Raw genomic sequence first — 16,964 nt, 5'->3', positions numbered from 1 at the left:
AGGTTTTCGGCGCGGGCTCGTCGTTCAGCCCTCGAAGCGCATGGCCGAAGGCCGAGTCTCGAGGGCTGAACGACGAGCCTTACAGCGCCGAAAACCCGCCGGAGCGAAGCGGAGGCCAAAAATACAGAGCTACTCCCGCCGGAGCTTGCGGAGGCCGCCCGCCCCTCCTTTACTCCCGCCGGAGCGAAGCGGAGGCGAACACCCTCCACCTACTCCCGCCACAGCAAAGCAGAGGCGAACGTTCCCGCTCACCCCTGCCACACCGCCCCAGCCCTGACCCCCGATCACCGCCCAGGACAAGGCTGCAACGGATAACAAACCGGCCCAACCGTTTCCGAAGGAATAGTCGGATCAGGCGTAGTAGTCCCAGTCCCACTCGGCGTACCGAACTCATCCGTCTCAGAGGTAGTAACCCCCGGCCCCGTACTCGGATGCGACGTATTCCCACCCCCCGTGCAGGTAGCCGCAACCGCCAACACGACCACCAGAAACGCCAACAACACCAACGGCACAACCCCCCGCCCCCGCCGCCGAGGCTCCTCAGGCGCAGGCCGAGGATCGAACGGAACCGAATACGGCTGCGCCTGACTCGGGTAAGGCGCTGCCCCGGAACCGGATTCGCGCACCTGCTGCACACGCCCCTGCGGATACCCCGGCGGCGGCACGAACTCCCGCGGCGGCCCCTGCTGCTGCGAACCTGCAGGCGGCGGAGGCGGAGGAGGCGCCGCCTGCTGCGGCCGCGGCCGCGGCGCACTACCGGTCAACGGAACAGCCGGCATCGGCACCGCAGGCGCAGCCGCCACAGGCGCCACCGGCGCAGCAGGCGCCGGTGGCGCAGCGGTTTCCCGCCCCCGCCCACGGTCCGCGGGCGCCGGAAACCCTTCCGCGATCAGATCGGAATATGTTGCGGCAGCAGCGAACCCGAGCGTCCCCAGCGCCTGCCCGACTTGCGCGGCATCCCAGGAATCGGGCGGCGCCGGATTGTTCCCGGATTCGTCCCCGGCGATCCGGTTGAAGTAGGCCCGAAGCGACGACGGACCATCTCCCACAACCACATCGATCCCGCTGGGCATCGGCCCTTTCTCCACTGCGATTCGCGTGCCGAGCTGGGGGATCACCAGCACGATGCCGGTCACCGCGACGCCTTCGCGCCCTGGGGCGGAGCGCATTTCGTGCTCGAGTCCGCGAGTCCGTGCGTTCACTTCTTCCATCGGCTCGGTGCCGCTCTGCACGCCTTCGAGTGGTGCGATCTCGCCTTCGATCGTCCACGGCTCGGTGGCCGAGCAGGCCAGGGTGCCGTTCACTCGTTCGGTGAAGCCTTTGAGGACGACGACCACGCAGGTCTTCGGCGTCCACACGATGACGTCGGCGCTGTCGGATTTGACGACCGCGATGCCGGGTAACGCGTGTGCTCCGGTCCACGACTTGAGCCAGTTCACCACTGTGCGTTCGGTGCTGGACAGCCGCGACGGGTCGTCACCACGAACCTTCACCAACATCTGATCAACCCCTGCCCGATGCCTCGTTGCCGACCGAGCGAGCAGCTGCCCGGCCTCCGTAAAGGGTACGGGGATCCGGGCGAATCGGCTTGCGCGGCAGCACAGATGATGCATGATCGGCACTGCCGCGCCGCAGCCGGGTCACTTGTCGTTGCGCCAGGCCAGGTATCCGTCGGGGCGGATCAGCACCCGGGTGCCGGTGTCGGCCGCGTACTCGGTGAAGGCGTGCGAGCCGATCGCGACGAGTTGTCCGTCGCGGGGAGTGGTGTCGGGTCCGACCAGCAAGTACGTCCGGGTGTCGGGGTCGGTCGGTGCGGCCGCGGAGTCGGTTTCGTCGCCGAAGTCGAGCAGGGTGGCGTGCGGCCCGCGGAACAGTTCGAACAGCCGCACGGTGCTGCCGTCGGCGCGGCGCAGGGGCGCGTCGGGTGCGCGATCGCCGGCCACCAGGCGGCCGGTCGCATTCGTTGCCCGGTAGGTGATGTCGAGTTGATGGGTGTCTTCGCCTCGGTCCATCGCGTCGTCGGTCCCGGAGATGTGTTTGTCCAGCAGTGCCGAGCTCAGGCCGAGGACTTGTGCGGCGACGGCGCGTCGTTCGGATTCGTAGGTGTCCGGTGCGGTGATGTCGCCGTCGAGTGCGGCGGCCAGTTTCCAGCCGAGGTTGTAGCCGTCCTGGACGCCGGTGTTGAGGCCCTGCCCGCCGGTCGGGGGATGCGCGTGTGCGGCGTCTCCGGCCAGGAACACCCGCCCGTCCCGGAAGCGTTGTGCCAGGCGGATGTTCGGCCGCCACACGGTCGACCATTCTGGTTCGCCGACGACGAGGTCGGTGCGTCCGGAGACACGGTCGAGCGCGTCCTGGAGTACGGCGCGGGTGGGTTCGGCGTCCTGTGCGAGGGGCGCCGCGAACTGGAACAGATGCCGGCCTGCGAGCGGGGTGAGCGCGATGCCGTTCATCGGCTCCTGCGCGGCGGCGAACCAGTATCCGTAGTCCAGGTCCAGGGCTTGGACCGGCACGTCGCCGAGCAGCATCCGGATCGATTCGTCGGTGGTGCCTTCGAATGCGATGCCGAGCGTCTTGCGCACGGTGCTGCGGCCGCCGTCGGCGCCGACCAGGTAGTCCGCGCGCACCGTCTCGCTACCACCGGGCCCCTCCAGGACAGCGGAGACCCCGGTGTCGTCCTGGGTGAATGTGGCCAGGGCGGTGGACAATTCGACCTGGACACCGAATTCGGCCAAGCGGGCGCGCAGGATCGCCTCGGTGTCGGATTGACCCAGCATCCACGGATTCGGATACGGCACGGCCGGGGTGGGCTCGCGCACTTCGCTCATGCGACGTTCGCCGACCGGATTCCCGTCCAGGAACATCCGGGTCAGCGGGACCGGTATGCCCGCGGCGTGGATCGCGTCCAGGACGCCGAGATCCTCGAACACCTCGAGCGTGCGCGGTTGGATGCCGTCGCCGCGCGACCCGGCGAAGAATTCCGTGGCCCGCTCGACAATCCGGACGTCGACGCCCCGGCGGGCCAGATCGATGGCGAGGGTGAGTCCGGTCGGGCCGGCTCCGGCGATGAGTACCTGCGAGGTCATGGCGTCTCTCCATTTATGAATCTATGTTCAGTGAATGTAGATTCAGTATCGAGGTTGGTAGGGTCCGCTGTCAAGGAGGTGGTCGCGATGGCCGCGGGTGGCGTGGCGAAAGGCGGGCGCAAGGAGCGTTCGGCGGAGACCGAACAGGCGCTCAAGGACGCGGCCAGGCGGCTGTTCGCCGAGCGCGGCTATCTGAACACCAAGATCACCGACATCACCACGGCCGCCGGGCGCGCGGCGGGCTCGTTCTACAACCACTTCGCGAGCAAGGAAGAATTGCTCCAGGCGTTACTGGAAGACTTTGCCGCCGAAGGGGATTCCGCTGCCGAGGAGCAGGAGCACAATCCGGACTTCACCGATCCGGAGGCGGTGCGCTTCCATGTGGCGGCGTACTGGCGATTCACCCGGCGGAACTGGCCGGTGCTGCACGCGGTGAATCAGGCCGCGCTGGTCAACGGGGATTTCGCCCAGGTGGCGGCGCATTTCGCGGCGGAGCATCGCAATGAGGTCGCGACTCATCTGGACGGCTTCGACGCCGCGGGTTTGCGGTTACCCAGCACGCCCGAGGCGAGTCTCGCGATGATGTTCCTGGCGATCCACGGGCTGCTCGAGGTGATCGAAGAGGGGCAGGTGGAGCTGAGTGACGACGAGGCCGTCGAGGGCCTCACGCGGTTCGTCTACCGGGGTCTGACCGGGCGGGACTACCGAGAGGACGCGAAACGAGGGTGACCGCGAGGGATGTCACCCTCGTCCGGCGTGCTGGGAGATCGTCAGGGCAGCAGCACGATCGAGCCGGTGGTGTTGCGGCTCTCCAGATCCCGGTGCGCGCGTTCGGCATCGGCCAGCGGATAGGTCGCGCCGACCCGCACCCGCAGGGCGCCCGAGGCGATGGCGTTCATGATATCGCCTGCACGCCAGAGCAATTCGGCACGATCGCGGGTGTAGTGAACGAGGGTGGGGCGGGTGATGAACAGCGAGCCGCTACTGTTGAGGCGCTGCAGATCGAACGGCGGCACTTGTCCGCTGGCGCCACCGAACAGCGCCAGCATCCCGCGGATCCGCAGCGAGGCCAGGCTCGCTTCGAAGGTGTCCTTGCCTACGCCGTCGTAGACCGCGGCCACACCTTCACCGCCGGTCAGCGCCCGCACCCGATCGGCCAGATCCTGGCCGTAGCGCAGCACCTCGGCGGCACCGGCCTCGCGGGAGAGCGCCTCCTTCTCGTCGGTGGAGACGGTGGTGATCACGCGCACGCCCCGCGCGGCGGCCAGCTGGGTCAGGATCAGTCCCACGCCACCCGAACCCGCGTGCACCAGAACGGTTTCCCCGGCCTCGGGCGTGTAGACCGACTCGATCAGATAGTGCGCGGTCATCCCCTGCAGCAGTGCCGAGGCGGCCACTGGCGGTTCCACGCCGTCCGGCACCGGAACCGCGACCGCGGCGTCGACGGCGACCTTCTCCGCATAGCTCCCCGGTCCGGCCGCCCAGGCGATCCGGTCGCCGACCCGGATATCGGTCACCTCGGAGCCGACCGCTGAGACCACGCCCGAGCCCTCGGCCCCCGGGATGTAGGGCGGGACGGTCTGGTAGACGCCGCTGCGGATGTACGTATCGATGAAGTTGATGCCGATCGCTTCGGTATCGACGAGGACCTGGCCGGGGCCGATCACCGGATCGGCTACCTCGGTGTACTGCAGGACCTCGGGACCGCCCAGCTCGGAAACCTGAATCGCATGCATGTGTCGGTTCTACACCCGCCGGGCTGTGATCATTCCCGGCAGTGTGCCGGAACGGACCTACCGGGCGGTAAACTCGCCGTCATGAGTGCATCCGCGGCCCCAGCCAAGCCGTCCTCCGCCGTGATCGATTCGGTCGAGGATTTCGTCGCCGCCCACGGCGGTTCCGCGACCGCGGTGCTGCAGCCGATCGGCCGCATCGGCGTCCGCATCACCCTGGTCGGCAGTGACGGCGTCCTGGGCGACCGCGTCGTCGACGATCTGGCCACCGCGAAGGCCGTGGTCGAGGCCGTGTCCGGACTGAGCGAAACCGAGCACTGGGATCGCGAGTTGACCTCCGTGGCCACGCCGGCCACCGGGCACTGGGCGAAGATGGCCGGTTGGGTCGCGCACCAGACCCGGTTCCCCCGGGCGCGAAACGAACGCTGACCCGGTTCGCATCCCGTATCGTCTGCAGCGCCCGGCACAAGCTCGGGCGCTGCTCGTCTGCGGGCAGCCGCTACGAACGATGGCGGGAGTCATGCGAATTCGGCGTTTGGTGACCGCGGCGGCGGTCGGTGCGCTGTCCCTGGTCCCGGTGGCGGTTCCGGCTGCCGCTGCGCCCGCGGCCCTGCGGGTCTGCACCACCGGCGACTATCCGCCCTACTCGGTGAGCGACGGGCACGGCGGTTACCGCGGCATCGATGTCGACCTGGTTCGTGGTCTCGGCGAAATACTGCACCAGCCGGTGGAATTCGTTCCGACGACCTGGTCCACCATGGCCGCGGACTTCGGTGCGAAGCACTGCGACATCGCCGCGGGCGGCATCTCCGATTCGGCCTCGCGGCGGTCCTACGCGGACTTCTCGATCAATTACGGCACCGACGGCAAGGCGCCCATCGTGCGGGCCGCCGACGCGAGCCGCTACGCGACGATCGAGCAGATCAACCGGCCCGGTGTGCGCGTCGTGGTGAATCCCGGCGGGACCAACGAGGCGTTCGCGCGCACGCATTTCCCGGCTGCGCGGTTGATCCTGTGGCCGGATAATCTGACCATGGTCGATCAGCTGGATCGAGGTCGCGCCGACGTCTTCGTCACCGATTCGGTGGAAGGTCGCTATCGGGTGCGACAGCATCCCGGGCTGCGTGTGCTGCATCCGGATCACCCGTTCGACTCCTCGGGCAAGATCTTCCTGCTGCGCCGCAACGATCCACTGCTGGCCGCCGAGGTGAACGGCTGGCTGGCGAGCCAGCTCGCGACCGGCGGAACGGACCGCGCCTTCGACGCCTGGATCGGCCCGCATGCGACCGCCTGAGATACGCGGCCCACGCGAATGTCCATCGGGCACAGCGCAAGTCGAGCGACGGTGAGGTGACGGGGTGAAGGAGACCGAGGCCAGCCGCACGGCGGTACTGGTGTGTCAGGGGCGCGCGGTGGGGGACGGGCGACTGGCAACCGGCCGGTTCGCCGATCCTGTTGCCGCGCAACTACTTCGCGACGACGAGCGCGCGGAGGTGGAGCTGGCCCGGTCCGGGAAGGCGCCCTCGGGCTGGCGGGCGCGGATGCGCCACGAGATGCTCAACGCGACCGCCGCGGTGCTGGTGACTCGAACGGTCGCGATCGATGACGCCGTGCGTGAGGCGGGAAATCCGCAGCTGGTGTTGCTCGGCGCGGGCCTGGACGCGCGTGCCTGGCGGATGCCCGAACTGGCCGCGGTCGCGGTGTTCGAGGTGGATCACCCTGCCTCCCAAGGCGATAAGCGCGAGCGGGCCGAAGGACTCGAACCGGTGGCGAAATCGCTGACCTACGTTCCGGTGGATTTCGGTCGCGATTCCCTCGGGTCCGCGCTCGCCGCGGCCGGCCACGATCCGGCGGCGCCGACGACGTGGATCTGGGAGGGCGTGCTGCCGTACCTGACCAGCGCGCAGGTCGAGTCGACGCTCGCGGTGGTGGCCGAGCGTTCGGCCGTAGGCAGCCGCCTGATCGCGACCTATCCGGTGCACAACCGCGTCGCGGTGCTGGGCCGCCGGGCGTTGCGCGTCTACAGCAGGCTGACCGGCGGCAAGGATCCGCTCGAGCACGAACGGCACATCTCGGCCTGGACGGCGGAGCAGATGAACGCGCTGCTGGCCGGATACGGCCTGACGGTCACCGCGGACCGGGATCTGCACGATATCGTGCGAGAACTCTCGATTCCGGCCCGCGAGTCCCGCTTCTACGGATTGGGCCGGATGGCGATCGCGGATCGTTAGTGCGGCGTCCTGCCCGCGACGACCGCTACATGTCGTGCTCCCAGCTGCCGCGCGTGTCGACGTCCGCAGCATCCGCCAGTGCCTCCAGCTCCGCGATCTCCTCGTCGGCGAGCTCGATGCCGCGAGCTCGGACCAACCCGTCGATGTGACCCGCCTTCGTGACCCCGATGATCGGGGTGGTCCCCTTGGCGATGGCCCAGGCGGTGGCGACGTCGGCGGCGGACACGCCTCGATCCTGGCCGATCGCCCCCATCCTGTCCGTCAGCGCCTGCAGCTGGGGCAGGATGCCGTTGTACACGGCCGCCCGGCTGCTGCCCTGCGGCAACGGATGGGCCGGGCTGTACCTGCCGGTCAGCGCCCCTTGCTCGAGGACCATGTAGGAAAAGAACGGCAGGTCGCGCTCGCGGCAGTGCTCGAGGATGCCCGCGCGCTCAGAGCTCCGGTACAGGAGGCTGTAGTGGTTCTGGACCGCCTCCACACGGAACCCGGCCTCGCCGAGGATCCGATCGGCGAGAGCGATCTCCTTCATGTTGTGGTTCGAGACGCCGACATGTCTGATCCTGCCGCTCTGCAGCAGCGGTATCAGCAGCGGCGTCCAACGGGCGACGTCGGCAGGGTTGTGGATCCAGTACAGATCCACATAGTCCGTGCCCATTCGGTTCAGGCTCTGCTCCAGCATGTCCGCGACCGGATCGTCGCGGTCGCCCGCGACCTGCGGGGTGAACTTCGTCGACAGCTGAAACTCGCTGCGGGCGTAGCCCTTCAGCGCCTGAGCGAGGACCGTCTCCGAGTGGCCCATGCCGTACACCACCGCGGTGTCCCACAGGGTGAACCCGTTCGATTGCGCCTTCTCGACGACCTCTCGCAGGCCGGACTCGGTCAGCTGACTGCCGAAATAGCCGTCGCCCACCTCGCCGCTGTCTCCCCAGGCCCACGTGCCCAGCGCCATCGCGGGCACTGTCAGCGTCTTGCTCGTCATGTCGCCTGCCTCATCTCTCATCACCATTGGGCTCGTGTCGGAACGCCCGATCCCAGGAGACCGCGATGGCCGCTATCGGAGAAGGTCGCGTTCACAGGGGGTATGAGCTCAACCCCCCTCGCGCCGTAACCAGTGACTACCGTGAACGACATGGAGCAGCAGCCCGGAAACCGCGGCGAAGTCCGGCACTTCCTTGCCAGCCGGCGCGCGAAGATCACCCCGGCGCAGGCCGGGCTGCCGACCAACGCCCGTCGCCGGGTCGCCGGGCTGCGGCGTGAGGAGGTCGCCGTCCTCGCCGGAGTGAGCACGGAGTGGTACACGCGGCTCGAGAAGGGACACATCGGCGGCGTGTCCGAAGACGTCCTCGCCGCGGTCGCTCGCGCCCTGCAACTGGATGACGACGAACGCACTTACCTGTTCGACCTGGCCCGGTCATCGCGGCCCGCGAGTCGTGCGCTGTCGCGTCGCCGGGACGTCGAGGTCCCGCCCCAGGTTCAATGGCTGCTCGACGCCATGACGATGTCCTCGGCGTTCGTACGCAACGGCCGCACGGACGTCGTCGCCAGCAACCCCCTGGCCCGGGCCCTGCACGCGCCGATGTTCGACAGCGCCACCATCGACCGGCGCGGCCGCCCCAACATCGCCCGCTACGTCTTCCTCGACCCCGGCGCACACGACTTCTTCGTCGACTGGGACGCCGCCGGCAATGCCACCGCCGCCATGCTGCGCGCCGAAGCCGGGCGCGAGCCCCGCGACCGGGCACTGCGCGAACTCATCGGCGAGCTGTGCACCCTGAGCCCCGAGTTCCGCGGGCTGTGGGCCGCGCACGACGTCCTGATCCGCCACGACGGCAGCAAACGGCTCCAGCACCCCGACGTCGGCCACCTGGAACTGACCTTCCAGTCCCTCGACCTACCGCTGTCCGGCCGAGCCGTGCACAACCTGGTCACCTACACCGCCGAACCCGGCACCCCATCCGAAGACCGGCTCAAACTGCTCGCCAGCTGGGCAGCTACCCAATCTCGGGCGGCAGAACCCACCCGCAACTCACCTACGCCCGAGCCGCTCTGATCCGTCGCTGTTCTTCCGGGGTCGCTGCGGACGCGGCACTAGCCGCACCCGCAGCCGCCGCCGCAGCAACCGCCGCCCGAGGGGGCCGGTGCGGAGACGGGCGCCGGGCTGTTCGCCGAGCCCGTCAGGGCGATGGTGGTGAGGAGTTTGACGGTGTCGGCGTGGCCGTCGGGACATACGGCGGGCGCGCCCGATTCGCTCATCGGCCGCTGGAGTTCGAAGGTTCCGGTGCATTCGCGACAGCGGTACGCGTAGGTCGGCATTCCCGAATTATCCCCGATCGCCGTACCGGCCCGCACCGGGCACCCGCCGGATCGGGCCGATCACGGTGCGGCGCAACGGATATCAGGCGGCCTGGGTGACCGAGGCCGGAGTATCGGCGGTGACCCGCTCGCGAGTGCGCATCGCGGCCCACAGCGCGGCGGTGGCGGCGGTGCAGGCGGCCGCGCCGCCGACGTGCACGGCGACCAGTGCGGCGGGGACGTGCGTGAAGTACTGCACGATGCCGACCAGACCCTGCGCGCAGACCAGCACGATCAGCACGATGTAGCGGTTGCGCAGCGCGCGCGTCATACCGACCGTGGCCAGCGCGAAGCCCAGGCCGATCAGCAGTGCGAGGTAGGCGACCAGCATTTCGGCGTGGGCGTGCACCAGTGTCACGATCTCGATCTTCAGGCGCACAACGGGTTTGGTGACGCTCTCGTCTCCGGCGTGCGGGCCCGCGCCGGTCACCAGGGTTCCGGCGACCAGGGTGGCGGTCAGGGCCAGCGCACTCAGGACGGTCAGCCAGCGCAGCGCCGCGGGGACCCGTGGCGCGGGGACCGCGTCGTCCGGTTCGCCGATCTTCGCGAACAGCAGCACCGCCAGCCACACCATCAGCATCGAGACCAGCAGATGGATCGCGACGGTCCACCACAGCAGTCCGGTCCGCACGGTGATACCGCCGATGACCGCCTGCAGGACCGTGCCGCCGGGCATCAGCCAGGCGTAGACGAGCACCTCACGCCGTCGGCGGGCGCGCAGCACCGCCAGCACGACCAGCGCCGCGAACAGCGTCACCCCGAAGGTGAACATGCGGTTGGTGAATTCGACCGTCTGATGCCAGACCGGCACCGCCGCGTGCGGCAGCGGGGTGAAGCTCCCGGGGAAGCACTGCGGCCAGGTCGGGCAGCCCAGTCCGGAGGAGGTGACTCGCACGACCGCGCCGGTCACCGAGATTCCGGCCTGCGACAGGATCACCAGGAACGCGATGATCCGCTGCACGCGGAGGGAGGGCAGCGGCAGCAGGTCGACGAGTCGCATGAAGGCGCGTGACAGCACGCACCGATGGTAGTCCCGCCCCGGCCCCGCCCCGCATCCGGGCTACTACGGTCCGTCGTTGTCGTCGGCGCCCGACGGAACCGCGGCTGCGAGGACTATTGCCTCGGTGGCGGTGGAAGAGAAGGCTGGAACGGTACCGGTGGCGCCGCCGGGGCGCTGCCATCGAGCAGAGAGGGGGTGGGGACGTGTACGCACGCTCCACCACGATTCAGGCGCGACCCTCCGCTATCGATGCCGGGATTGCGCATGTTCGCGACGAGGTGATGCCGGCGCTCACCGGCATCCCGGGTTGTATCGGACTGTCGCTGATGGTGGATCGGCTCTCCTGCCGGTGCATCGCGACGAGTGCGTGGGATTCGGTCGAGGCGATGCACGGTAGTGCGAGCCACGTGGACCCGATCCGCGACCGGCTCGCCGATGTCCTCGGCGGCAGCGCCAAGGTCGAGGAGTGGGAGATCGCGGCCCTGCATCGTGAGCACACGACGCCGCAGGGCGCCTGCGTGCGCGCGATCTGGCTCAAGACCGATCCGGATCGGATCGATATGGCCGTGGAGGCGTACCGGTCCCAGTTCCTGTCGGAGATGGAAACGCTCGAAGGCTTCTGCAGTGCGAGCCTGCTGATCAACCGGGCGTCCGGTCGCGCCGTGTCTTCGGCTACCTACGACAGTGCCGAGGCGATGCTCCGCAACCGCGACCAGGCCGCGTCGCTGCGTGCGGATGCCAGCCGACAATCCGGCGCCGAATTGATCGACGGCGTCGAGTTCGAGTTGGCGCTCGCGCACCTTCGCGTCCCCGAAATGGCCTGAGCGCCAACGGCCGGGGTGTGCGGGCGCGTTGCCCGGAGTACTAGGTGGTTGTCTCGGTCCGGGTGGACGGCAGGAACGGGGCCAGCAGATTCGCTTCGCTGGACGCGCCGGTCTGCCATTCGGCGATCCATGGTCCGGTGCCTTCGCTCGGATCGAGCACACCATCTTCGACCCACTGATATCTGCCCGCGAGAACGCCTCGTGCCAGGGTGGTGTCGGCGTCGTCGGTGTTGTCCCACAGGGCGGCGAACAGCTGATGCACCCGGACACGGGCCTGGTCGCAGAACACGTCCGCCAATTCCTGCGCGGCGTCGGCGTCCGCGCTGTTCTCCGCGCGCAGCGACTGGGCCCGCACACAGACCGCCGCCATCGCGAACAGTTCCGCGCCGATATCGACGATCCGGCCCAGGAAGCCTTGGCGGTACTCGAGTTTCGCCTGCCAGCGGCCCATCGCGTACATCAGCGATCGGGCCTGTTTGCGTGAATTCCGCTCGACGAAACGCAGATGTGCTGCCAGCGGCCCGAATTCGGTGAATCCGCCCGGAGTCGTGCCCGCCCCGACGGTCAACTGCGGGAACCACTTCGCGTAGAAACCGCTCGCGCCCACCGCGGCTCGGGCCTTGTCCTTGAACTGTGCGTCGCGCTCGACCAGCGCACCGGCCGCGGCCATGTGCGCATCGGCCATCTCGCGGGCGATCAGCAGCCGCATGATCTCGCTGGACCCCTCGAAGATCCGGTTGATGCGCAGATCACGCATCAGCTGCTCGGCTCCCACCGCGCGCTCACCGCGGGCACGCAGCGATGCGGCGGTCTCGTAGCCGCGCCCGCCGCGGATCTGCACCAGTTCGTCGGCGATCCGGCAGCTCATCTCCGATGCCCACAGCTTGGCCAGTGCGGCTTCGATGCGGATGTCGTTGCGGCCCTCGTCGCACATCGTGCCGGACAGATCCAGCACCGCCTCGAGGGCGAAAGCGGTTGCGGCCATGAAGGACAGCTTCGAGCCGACCGCCGCGTGCTGCCCCACCGGACGACCCCACTGCACGCGCTCGAGCGACCACTCGCGGCCGATCTTCAGCGACCACTTGGCCGCTGCCGTGCACAGTGCGGGAATCGCCAGTCGTCCGGCATTGAGCGTGGTCAGCGCGATCTTCAGCCCGTCGCCCTCGCGGCCGATCAGATTCCGGACCGGTACGCGCACGTTGTACATGCGGGTGAGGCCGTTCTCGATGCCGCGCAGGCCCATGAAGGAGTTGCGGCGCTCGACTGTGATGCCGGGCGAATCCGCCTCCACCACGAACGCCGAGATGCCGCCGCGATGCCCGTCGCTCTTGGGCACCCGCGCCATCACCACGAGCAGTTCGGCGACGACGCCGTTGGTGGTCCACAGCTTCACGCCGTTGAGTTCGTACGCCTCGCCGTCCGGGGTCGGGGTCGCGGTACTGGCCATCCGGGCGGGGTCGGAGCCGACGTCGGGTTCGGTGAGCAGGAACGCACTGACCGCCCCGCGGGCGCAGCGCGGCAGGAACTCCTGTTTCTGCTCCGGGGTCCCAGCCAGTTTCAACGGCTCGGGCACGCCGATCGACTGATGTGCCGAGAGCAGCACGCCCAGGCTGGGGTGGACGGAGCCGACGAGCATCAGCGCACGGTTGTAACCGACCTGGGAAAGTCCCTGCCCGCCGTACTCTTCGGGGATCTTGAGTCCGAAGCAGCCCAGTTCGGCCAGCCCCTGGACGTACTGATCGGGAATCTTCGCCTCGGCCTCGATCCGGCTGCCGTCGAGGGATTCGCACAGCGCCCGCAGACGCTGTAGATAGGCCGCGGTCTTGGCCTCGTCCTCGGCGGACGGTTGCGGAAACGGGTGGATAAGGTCGAGCCGGAAGCGGCCGAGGAACATCTCCTTGGCGAACGACGGCTTGGCCCAGGTGGTCTCGCGGGATTCCTCGACGAGTGCGCGAGCTTGATCTTCGGTGGCGTCGACTTTTGCGGTAGTCGCCATGATGCCCTCCTCGAACGTGATGGGGATCACATTCGAGTGTAGAAGCCTTTATTACTCGCCGGTAGGGGGTAGCGGGTGTCTCGTCGTGAAAGGGCGCTCAGTCGAAGCGGAAGTAGCGGGTGGCGAGCCACCCGGCGACACCGCCCCAGACGATCAGGACGACGAGCCCGTACCAGTCGACGCCGGTGCGCAACGCCTGATCGAGCGCCTGGGCCAGGGCGCCCGAGGGGAGCAGCCGCGCGACGATGCTCAGCGGTCGGGGGATGTCACCGGCGGCGAACACGACGCTGGCGACCGCGAGCATCACGAACCACAGGATATTGGCAAGGGCCAGTACGACTTCCGCCTTGAGCGTGCCGCCCAGCAGCAGGCCCATCGCGGCGAAGGTCGCGGTGCCCAGGGCGATCACCACCGCACCGAAGGCCAGTCCGCCCGCACCGGGCCGCCAGCCCAGTGCGAAACCGATCACGCCCAGCAGAATCGATTGCAGGACAACGACGATCAGCACGGCCGCGCATTTGCCGCCGACGATGCCCCAGCGTGGCAGGGCGGTGGCGCCGAGGCGCTTGAGCGCGCCGTAGCGGCGGTCGAAGCCCACCGCGATGGCCTGTCCGGTGAAGGCGGTGGACATGATCGCCACCATCATCACAGCGGGCACGATGCGGTCCACCCGGTGCTCGCCGAGGCTGCTCAGCGGCAGCAGGGTCAACCCGACGAGCATGGCGATCGGGATGAACATGGTCAGCAGGAGCTGTTCTCCGTTGCGCAGCAACAGGATCAGCTCCATCCGGGTCTGCGCGAGCAGCATCCGCGTGCGGGCGGCCGGGCGCGGGGCGGGGGAGAAGGTGCCGGGCGCGAATCGGGCGGAGGTTTCGGTCATCGCGAGTGCCTTCCGCTCGGATGCTGGGCCGGCGCGGTCGCGCGAGCCGGGATCGACCGGCCGGAATCGGGGCGCGGGTTCGGGTTCAATTGCGCAGCTCCCTGCCGGTCAGTTCCAGGAAGACGTCCTCGAGTCGGCGTTGATCGATGCGAATGTCGGTGGGCAGCACGTCGATTCGCGCACACCAGGCGGTGAGGGTGGCCAGGACCTGCGGGGTGATGTCGCCACACAGCAGATAGGAACCCGGTGAGGTCTCCTTGGGTGCGAACCCCTCCGGCAGAGCCGTGGTCAGCAGTTTCAGATCCAGTTTGGGCGGCGCGTTGAAATGCAGCTGCCCCTCGGCTCCGGCCGAGGTGACCTCGGTGGGCGTGCCCTCGGCGACGATACTGCCGTGATCGATGATCACCAGGCGATCGGCGAGTTGTTCGGCCTCGTCCATCATATGTGTGGTCAGCAGGACCCCCACCCCGTCGCGGCGCAGCGCGTCGATCAGCTCCCAGACCAGATGTCTGGCCTGCGCGTCCATTCCGGCGGTGGGCTCGTCCAGGAACACCATCTCCGGACGTCCGACGAGCGCGCAGGCCAGCGCTAGTCGCTGCTGCTGACCGCCCGACAGGCGACGGTACGGTGTGCGGCGCGCCTCCCGCAGTCCGAGCGTGTCCAGCAGCCATTCCGGATCGAGCGGATCGGCCGAATAGGCGGCGACCAGATCCAGCATCTCCCCGGCCTTGGAACCGGGATATGCGCCGCCACCCTGCAGCATCACGCCGATCCGGGGGCGCAGGGCGTCGGTGTCGGCGATCGGATCCAGCCCCAGCACCCGCACCGATCCGGTGTCGGGCGCGGAGAATCCCTCGCACATCTCCACGGTCGTCGTCTTGCCCGCACCGTTGGGCCCCAGCAGTGCGACGACCTCCGCGCGTGCCACCTCGAAACTCAAGCCGTCCACGGCGATGGTCTCGCCGAAGCGTTTCACGACACCGTCGACGCTGACGGCGGGTTCCGATGCGCTCACGAGGTCACACCGTATGCCGCGGGCGGTTGTGACGCGGCAGACACCCCCGTGCGCTCGCGCCACGGCAGCCGGTGTCGGGTGAGCACGATGAATCCGACCCCGATCACGACGGTGGCCGTGGCGGCCTCGATGATCTGGAAGACGCCGAAGTCCGCACCGCGCGGCATGAGGATCAGGCCGACGATCGCGGACAGCACGATCGCGGGCGCGCGGAACGCGCGGGTGGTGGCCCAGGCGGCCAGCGGCACGATGGCCCACAGCAGATACCAGGGCTGCACCACCGGGAACAGCAGCACGATCGCCGCGAGTGAAACACCCAGTGCCCCAACGGGATGCAACCGCCCGGTCCAGGTGGCCACCAGCATGCGCAGGCTCAGGAACGCGGCGACCGCCCCGGCGATCGGCCGCGTGATGCTCAGGACCGCGGTCGTGTGGTCGCCCAGACCCAGCAGGACACCGCCGAATCCGGTGATCACGCCGACCGCCGTCGGCAACGACATCCAGCTGCGCACCGCACCGGCGGTATTGAGCGTGTAGATCCACCCGAAGCCCAGACCGCTGGCATAGCTGACGAACAGGCTGGTGGCCACCGCGATGACGCCCAGGACGACCGCGGCCTTCAGGAGCGGCCGCAGCCCGCGACCCCAGCGCCGGGCCAGCGCCATGCCGACGAACCCCAGCACGAGGATCGAGGTGAATTTGATCGACGAGGACAACGTGATGACCACCGCGCCGAATATCAGCAGCGCCCACTCCCTGCGCCCGAATGGGTGCGTCGGTTCCGTGGATGGCGTGTCGATTCCGTGGATGGCGCGCAGGCAGAACTCCAGACCCGCCAGCATCAACCCGAGCATCAGCGCATCGTTGTGCACCCCGCCGACCAGGTGGAACAGCACGAGCGGGTTCGCCGCACCGAGCCACAGCGCGCTCACCGGCGCGACCCCGCAACGCCGCGACAGCCGGGGCAGCGCCCATACGATCAGTGCGACGCCGCCGAGTTCGAGCAGCCGGTGCACCCAGACGCCCGCGATGATGTTGTCCCCGGTCAGCTGCGCGATGGCGCGGCCCATCCACAGGAACAGCGGCCCGTACGGCGCGGGAGTGTCGCGCCAGATGTTGGGCACGTTGTTGGTCAGCACATTGGCCAGGCCCAGCCCCTCGGCCGGGCCGACGACGTACGGATCCATGCCGCGCTCGGCGATCTGGCTCTGCGCGAGATAGGAGTACACGTCGTTGGAGAACATCGGCGGTGCGATGGACAACGGGACGATCCACAGCAACAGCGTGCGGTCCAGCTGCGAACGGCTCAGCCGATGTCGCACCGTGCCGCCGAACCCGCCGACCGCGTAGCGGCCCAGCAGCAGCCAGGCCAGCACGACCGCGACCGTGCCGATCATGCACATGGCCAACGTCGGGGTGGCGGCGCGGGCGAACAACCCCACCACCCGCATACCCGAGACCGGGTTCTGATGGACCGGCTGCGCGCCCACGCCCAGGGCGCTGATCGCCATCAGGACCGCGCCGGTGGCGCCGAGCAGCCGAATTCGCCTGAACTGCACGATCTCCCGGGCGTCGAGGCCCGGCGCCTCGGCCTCGTTGGTGTGCAGGACGGCGATGGTGTGATCGGCGGGGGGTACGTCCAGGCCCAATGCCCGGCGACTCAACTCGATGGACCTGCGTCGCATGTCTTCCACTACCGCCACGCTCACAGAGCTTAATTGCGCCATCAACCGGTGGTGGAGTGGGTGAGGTTTCGAAATGGGGACAGGGGGCCGGACAGGTGTGAGGAAGCTGGCAGCGGGCTGCCCAGGTGCTCGAGCTGGCGGTTTGACTTTGCTCGGGGGTTAGGA

The 16,964-nt window shown here is 68.7% G+C and carries 16 protein-coding genes; 6 read left to right on the top strand and 10 right to left on the bottom strand.

Translation table 11 applies throughout. The annotated features are described in order from the left end of the window. Nucleotides 1-284: 284 nt before the first annotated feature. Together K7711_RS38705 and K7711_RS38700 are read right to left on the bottom strand one after the other, a co-directional pair. Complete coding sequence (locus K7711_RS38705; RefSeq protein WP_222976356.1) at nucleotides 285-1,622, bottom strand: hypothetical protein; 1,338 nt, start codon at nucleotides 1,620-1,622, stop codon at nucleotides 285-287. Between the two features lie 18 nt (nucleotides 1,623-1,640). After that, on the bottom strand, nucleotides 1,641-3,083 hold the full coding sequence (locus tag K7711_RS38700) for an FAD-dependent monooxygenase (protein WP_222976354.1): 1,443 nt from the start codon (nucleotides 3,081-3,083) through the stop codon (nucleotides 1,641-1,643). Between the two features lie 54 nt (nucleotides 3,084-3,137). On the opposite strand from K7711_RS38700, the gene K7711_RS38695 reads away from it, so the two are divergent. Then, nucleotides 3,138-3,812: a TetR/AcrR family transcriptional regulator gene (locus K7711_RS38695; protein ID WP_235748417.1), complete on the top strand. Its 675-nt coding sequence runs from the start codon at nucleotides 3,138-3,140 to the stop codon at nucleotides 3,810-3,812. Nucleotides 3,813-3,853: 41 nt separating this feature from the next. Here K7711_RS38695 and K7711_RS38690 read toward each other — a convergent pair whose 3' ends face one another. Further along, nucleotides 3,854-4,819 carry a quinone oxidoreductase family protein gene (locus K7711_RS38690; protein WP_222976352.1) on the bottom strand — a complete coding sequence of 322 codons (966 nt, stop codon included), beginning with the start codon at nucleotides 4,817-4,819 and terminating at the stop codon, nucleotides 3,854-3,856. An 81-nt stretch (nucleotides 4,820-4,900) separates the two neighbouring features. On the opposite strand from K7711_RS38690, the gene K7711_RS38685 reads away from it, so the two are divergent. The 3 genes from K7711_RS38685 to K7711_RS38675 all read left to right on the top strand — a co-directional run bounded on the left by K7711_RS38685 (nucleotide 4,901) and on the right by K7711_RS38675 (nucleotide 7,047). After that, a complete protein-coding gene (locus tag K7711_RS38685; RefSeq protein ID WP_222976350.1) occupies nucleotides 4,901-5,245 on the top strand; it encodes a hypothetical protein in 345 nt (114 codons plus the stop codon). Nucleotides 5,246-5,336: 91 nt separating this feature from the next. Further along, entirely contained in the window at nucleotides 5,337-6,110 is a 774-nt protein-coding gene (locus K7711_RS38680) for a transporter substrate-binding domain-containing protein (RefSeq protein ID WP_222976348.1), read from the top strand. Between the two features lie 64 nt (nucleotides 6,111-6,174). Continuing rightward, a complete protein-coding gene (locus K7711_RS38675; RefSeq protein ID WP_222976347.1) occupies nucleotides 6,175-7,047 on the top strand; it encodes a class I SAM-dependent methyltransferase in 873 nt (290 codons plus the stop codon). A 25-nt stretch (nucleotides 7,048-7,072) separates the two neighbouring features. Here the strand turns inward: K7711_RS38675 and K7711_RS38670 are convergent, their stop codons facing one another. Further along, entirely contained in the window at nucleotides 7,073-8,026 is a 954-nt protein-coding gene (locus K7711_RS38670) for an aldo/keto reductase (protein ID WP_222976344.1), read from the bottom strand. Nucleotides 8,027-8,176: 150 nt separating this feature from the next. Here K7711_RS38670 and K7711_RS38665 point away from each other — a divergent pair, with 150 nt between their 5' ends. Continuing rightward, entirely contained in the window at nucleotides 8,177-9,097 is a 921-nt protein-coding gene (locus tag K7711_RS38665; protein ID WP_222976342.1) for a helix-turn-helix transcriptional regulator, read from the top strand. Between the two features lie 38 nt (nucleotides 9,098-9,135). On the opposite strand, the gene K7711_RS38660 is transcribed toward K7711_RS38665, so the two are convergent. Next, nucleotides 9,136-9,360: an FmdB family zinc ribbon protein gene (locus K7711_RS38660; protein WP_222976340.1), complete on the bottom strand. Its 225-nt coding sequence runs from the start codon at nucleotides 9,358-9,360 to the stop codon at nucleotides 9,136-9,138. Between the two features lie 82 nt (nucleotides 9,361-9,442). Continuing rightward, entirely contained in the window at nucleotides 9,443-10,399 is a 957-nt protein-coding gene (locus K7711_RS38655; protein ID WP_222976408.1) for a COX15/CtaA family protein, read from the bottom strand. A 203-nt stretch (nucleotides 10,400-10,602) separates the two neighbouring features. On the opposite strand from K7711_RS38655, the gene K7711_RS38650 reads away from it, so the two are divergent. After that, a complete protein-coding gene (locus K7711_RS38650; protein WP_222976338.1) occupies nucleotides 10,603-11,223 on the top strand; it encodes a hypothetical protein in 621 nt (206 codons plus the stop codon). Between the two features lie 40 nt (nucleotides 11,224-11,263). Here K7711_RS38650 and K7711_RS38645 read toward each other — a convergent pair whose 3' ends face one another. The 4 genes from K7711_RS38645 to mptB all read right to left on the bottom strand — a co-directional run bounded on the left by K7711_RS38645 (nucleotide 11,264) and on the right by mptB (nucleotide 16,799). Continuing rightward, complete coding sequence (locus K7711_RS38645; protein WP_222976336.1) at nucleotides 11,264-13,219, bottom strand: acyl-CoA dehydrogenase family protein; 1,956 nt, start codon at nucleotides 13,217-13,219, stop codon at nucleotides 11,264-11,266. Between the two features lie 97 nt (nucleotides 13,220-13,316). Beyond that, the gene (locus K7711_RS38640) at nucleotides 13,317-14,099 is read right to left on the bottom strand and encodes an ABC transporter permease (RefSeq protein ID WP_222976334.1); all 783 of its coding nucleotides are present in this window, start codon (nucleotides 14,097-14,099) and stop codon (nucleotides 13,317-13,319) included. Nucleotides 14,100-14,184: 85 nt separating this feature from the next. Continuing rightward, the gene (locus K7711_RS38635; RefSeq protein WP_222976332.1) at nucleotides 14,185-15,114 is read right to left on the bottom strand and encodes an ABC transporter ATP-binding protein; all 930 of its coding nucleotides are present in this window, start codon (nucleotides 15,112-15,114) and stop codon (nucleotides 14,185-14,187) included. Then, nucleotides 15,111-16,799, bottom strand: coding sequence for a polyprenol phosphomannose-dependent alpha 1,6 mannosyltransferase MptB (gene mptB, locus K7711_RS38630; RefSeq protein ID WP_235748456.1), 1,689 nt, complete (start codon nucleotides 16,797-16,799; stop codon nucleotides 15,111-15,113). Before mptB ends, K7711_RS38635 begins: the two co-directional genes overlap by 4 nt. Between the last annotated feature and the right edge of the window lie 165 nt (nucleotides 16,800-16,964).

The sequence above is a fragment of the Nocardia coffeae genome, from assembly GCF_019890715.1.
Lineage (GTDB): Bacteria > Actinomycetota > Actinomycetes > Mycobacteriales > Mycobacteriaceae > Nocardia > Nocardia jiangxiensis.
The sequence above is the reverse complement of the archived record's forward strand: the minus strand, read 5'-3'. Positions and strand labels throughout refer to the sequence as shown.

Coding starts and splice junctions, on each gene's coding strand:
- K7711_RS38700 (WP_222976354.1), bottom strand. CDS start 3,083: ATGACCTCGCAGGTACTCATCGCCGGAGCCGGCCCGACCGGACTCACC.
- K7711_RS38690 (WP_222976352.1), bottom strand. CDS start 4,819: ATGCATGCGATTCAGGTTTCCGAGCTGGGCGGTCCCGAGGTCCTGCAG.
- K7711_RS38685 (WP_222976350.1), top strand. CDS start 4,901: ATGAGTGCATCCGCGGCCCCAGCCAAGCCGTCCTCCGCCGTGATCGAT.
- K7711_RS38680 (WP_222976348.1), top strand. CDS start 5,337: ATGCGAATTCGGCGTTTGGTGACCGCGGCGGCGGTCGGTGCGCTGTCC.
- K7711_RS38670 (WP_222976344.1), bottom strand. CDS start 8,026: ATGACGAGCAAGACGCTGACAGTGCCCGCGATGGCGCTGGGCACGTGG.
- K7711_RS38665 (WP_222976342.1), top strand. CDS start 8,177: ATGGAGCAGCAGCCCGGAAACCGCGGCGAAGTCCGGCACTTCCTTGCC.
- K7711_RS38660 (WP_222976340.1), bottom strand. CDS start 9,360: ATGCCGACCTACGCGTACCGCTGTCGCGAATGCACCGGAACCTTCGAA.
- K7711_RS38655 (WP_222976408.1), bottom strand. CDS start 10,399: ATGCGACTCGTCGACCTGCTGCCGCTGCCCTCCCTCCGCGTGCAGCGG.
- K7711_RS38645 (WP_222976336.1), bottom strand. CDS start 13,219: ATGGCGACTACCGCAAAAGTCGACGCCACCGAAGATCAAGCTCGCGCA.
- K7711_RS38640 (WP_222976334.1), bottom strand. CDS start 14,099: ATGACCGAAACCTCCGCCCGATTCGCGCCCGGCACCTTCTCCCCCGCC.
- mptB (WP_235748456.1), bottom strand. CDS start 16,799: ATGCGACGCAGGTCCATCGAGTTGAGTCGCCGGGCATTGGGCCTGGAC.